Source organism: Kitasatospora sp. NPDC091257 (assembly GCF_044757675.1).
GTDB classification, from domain to species: domain Bacteria; phylum Actinomycetota; class Actinomycetes; order Streptomycetales; family Streptomycetaceae; genus Kitasatospora; species Kitasatospora lactacystinica.
This window is the reverse complement of the sequence record NZ_JBIVVI010001034.1, coordinates 1-3,300: the sequence shown is the minus strand read 5'-3', so window position 1 is coordinate 3,300 and position 3,300 is coordinate 1. Positions and strand designations below refer to the sequence as shown.

3 protein-coding genes are annotated in these 3,300 nt (G+C 72.6%); all 3 read left to right on the top strand.

Annotated elements, in window-relative coordinates; all coding sequences use genetic code 11:
• Positions 1-463: 463 nt before the first annotated feature.
• The 3 genes from ACIQOV_RS33895 (at position 464) to ACIQOV_RS33885 (ending at position 3,192) form a co-directional block, all read left to right on the top strand.
• Positions 464-1,408 (top strand): ParA family protein, encoded by a 945-nt coding sequence (locus ACIQOV_RS33895; RefSeq protein WP_359907026.1) that lies wholly within the window; start codon positions 464-466, stop codon positions 1,406-1,408.
• Entirely contained in the window at positions 1,405-2,445 is a 1,041-nt protein-coding gene (locus tag ACIQOV_RS33890) for a ParB/RepB/Spo0J family partition protein (protein WP_359907012.1), read from the top strand. Before ACIQOV_RS33895 ends, ACIQOV_RS33890 begins: the two co-directional genes overlap by 4 nt.
• A gap of 129 nt (positions 2,446-2,574) precedes the next feature.
• On the top strand, positions 2,575-3,192 hold the full coding sequence (locus ACIQOV_RS33885; RefSeq protein WP_359907015.1) for a GNAT family N-acetyltransferase: 618 nt from the start codon (positions 2,575-2,577) through the stop codon (positions 3,190-3,192).
• Positions 3,193-3,300 lie beyond the last annotated feature (108 nt).

Here is a 3,300-nt window from a genome sequence, read left to right as displayed (position 1 = left end):
GGCCACTCGGACGTGGTCGGCGGTGCGCTGGTGCTGGCCGACGCGGGCCCCGGCGGGGTGAAGGCGGCCACCCGGCGTGCCAAGGCGGCCCGGGCGGGTCGCACCGCGAGCGTCCGGAACGGCGAGCGCGGCCGGGGCGGGCGGCGCCGCAGCCGCTGATCCGGCGTGACGCCGACGACGTACCGAACACGGGCGGACGGGCCTCCTGCGAGGGAGGATCGTCCGCCCGTCGTCGTTCAGGTGGCGGACGGGCCGCTGTTCCCCCCGGCGTTCGGCCGGGTGGTGCCCCCGGGACTCCGGAGTGTCGCAACGTCAGATTTCCGGCATAGCGGGCATGGTGTTTCACGTGAAACGTCGCTCCTTGCTCTCGGGCATCCTCCGCCGTGACCGGGCGGCGACTGTTGCCGCTCCGGTTTCACGTGAAACACTGACCCCCATGCAGGACTCGGAGACCGTCGACCAGATCGATGACACGCCCATCGCACGGGCTGCCCAGGCTGCGGTTCAGGCGATCGGCCGAGCGGGCGAGGGACTGCCCCGGCCCGCCGCCACCCGGGTGATCGTGGTCGCCAACCAGAAGGGTGGGGTGGGCAAGACCACCACCACCGTGAACATGGCCGCCTCGCTCGCCATGCACGGCCTGCGCGTCCTGGTCGTCGACCTCGACCCGCAAGGCAACGCCTCCACGGCGCTCGGCATCGACCACCACGCCGAGGTGCCGTCCATCTACGACGTCCTGGTGGAGGGCAAGCCGCTGGCCGACGTGGTGCAGCCGGTGCACGACGTCGAGGGGCTGTTCTGCGTTCCCGCCACCATCGACCTGGCCGGCGCCGAGATCGAGCTGGTCTCCCTGGTGGCCCGGGAGAGCCGGCTCCAGCGGGCCATCGCCGCCTACGAGCAGCCGCTCGACTACATCCTGATCGACTGTCCGCCCTCGCTGGGTCTGCTGACGGTCAACGCCCTGGTCGCCGGCCAGGAGGTGATGATCCCGATCCAGTGCGAGTACTACGCCCTGGAGGGCCTCGGTCAGCTGCTGCGCAACGTCGAGCTGGTGCGCGCGCACCTCAATCCCGCACTGCACGTGTCGACCATCCTGCTCACCATGTACGACGCCCGGACCAGGCTGGCCGCCCAGGTCGCCGAGGAGGTCCGGACCCACTTCCACCAAGAGGTGCTGAGCACGGCGATCCCGCGCTCGGTGCGCATCTCGGAGGCGCCCAGCTACGGGCAGACGGTGCTCACCTACGACCCGGGCTCGACCGGGGCGCTCTCCTACCTGGAGGCCGCCCGCGAGCTCGCGCTGCGTGCGGTGGGCCAGGGCGGCTCGCTGGTGGGTCAGCAGCGGGACGGCCAGCAGGGGCACGGCGCCCCGGTGGCACAGCACGGCACGACGGAGGGTCATCAGTGAGTGCTCGCAGGGTTGGTCTGGGACGAGGGCTGGAGGCGTTGATCCGCCCCGCCGCGCCGGTGGACGGCGGGGCGGAGGCGAAGCCCGCGGCAGCCGCGCCCGCACCGGCCTCGGTGACGCCGCTGCCGAGCGGCCGCGGCACGGTGGCGGCCCGGGCGGCCGCGGAGAAGCGGGCCGAGCAGGCGCAGCCGGCCGGTGCGTACTTCGCCGAGCTGCCGCTGGACGCGATCACCCCGAACCCGCGCCAGCCGCGTGAGGTCTTCGACGAGGACAAGCTGGCCGAGCTGGTCACCTCCATCAAGGAGGTCGGGCTGCTCCAGCCGATCGTGGTCCGCCAGGTCGGTGCGGACAGCTTCGAGCTGATCATGGGCGAGCGCCGCTGGCGCGCCTCCCGGGAGGCCGGGCTGGAGCGGATCCCGGCGATCGTCCGGGCCACCGAGGACGACAAGCTGCTGCTGGACGCGCTCCTGGAGAACCTGCACCGCGCCGAGCTGAACCCGGTGGAGGAGGCGGCCGCCTACGACCAGCTGCTGCGGGACTTCGCCTGCACCCACGAGGAGCTGGCCGACCGGATCGGCCGCTCCCGCACGCACGTCTCCAACACCCTGCGGCTGATGAAGCTCCCGCCGTCCGTCCAGACCCGGCTGGTGGCCGGGACGCTGATGGCCGGACACGCCCGGGCGCTGCTCGGCCTGTCGGGGCCCGAGCAGCAGGAGCGGCTGGCCGCGCGGGTCATCGCCGAGGGCCTCACGGTGCGCAACGTCGAGGAGATCGTCGTGCTGATGCGCTCGGAGGAACCGGAGGAGCCCAAGCGCCAGGCGCCGAAGGCGGGCAAGCTGAACTCCCCGGCCTTCAACGACCTGGCGAGCCGGCTGTCCGACCGCTTCGACACCCGGGTCAAGGTCGAGGTGTCGCAGCGCGGCGGGAAGCTGGGCAAGGGCAAGGTGGTGCTGGAGTTCGGCTCGGTGGAGGACCTGAACCGGATCCTGGACAGCATGGCCCCGGGTGAGGACGGTCTGCGGCTGTCGCAGGGCTGAGCCGGACCGGCCGGCCGAGGGCAACGACCCGATGGGTGCGTGTTCCACGTGAGCGCTGTTTCACGTGAAACATGCACCCATCGGCGTTCGTGGGGGAATGCTCGACCGTGAGAGGGAGGAGGTGCGGCCATGGGACGGCGGATCGCTCCGCTGACGCTGGACAACCTCGGGGACCTGCCGAACGGCTGTCGCTCCTGCGTGTTCTGGGAGCTGGACCCGGTCAGCGCGAAGGAGGCGGTGGAGGCGGGCAAGCCGGAGCTGGAGAAGGAGGGGTGGATCTCCACGGTGCTGCTGGAGTGGGGCTCCTGCGGGCGGATCGTCTACGTGGACGACCGGCCCGCCGGGTTCGTGCTCTACGCACCGCCCGCCTACGTCCCCCGCTCGCAGTCCTTCCCGACCAGTCCGGTGTCGGCGGACGCCGTTCAGCTGATGGTCAGCCGGGTGCTGCCGGGCTACCAGCGCCAGGGCCTCGGCCGGGTGCTGGTGCAGACGGTGGCCAAGGACCTGATCGGGCGAGGGGTGCGGGCGATCGAGGCCTTCGGCTCGTCCGGGCGGGTGCCGACCAGCTGCGTGCTGCCGGCCGACCATCTGCTCGCGGTCGGCTTCAAGACCGTCCGCCCGCACCAGCGCTACCCGCGGCTGCGTCTGGAGGCGCGGACGACGCTCTCCTGGCGGGGTGATGTGGAGGGGGCGCTGGAGCGGCTGTTGGGCGGCGGGCGCAAGGAGCCCGCGCTGCGGCCGTTCTAGCGGTCGCCTCCGTAAGGCGTCTCCGTAGGGCGTCGCCGTAGGGCGTCTCCAGGGGCGTCCGGAGGGCCGGGCCCGGAAACGACGGCGGCGGGGGGGCCCCCCCCCCCC

What these genes read in the sequence shown, in the direction of transcription:
- ACIQOV_RS33885 (WP_359907015.1), top strand. Translation starts at nt 2,575, where the DNA reads ATGGGACGGCGGATCGCTCCGCTGACGCTGGACAACCTCGGGGACCTG.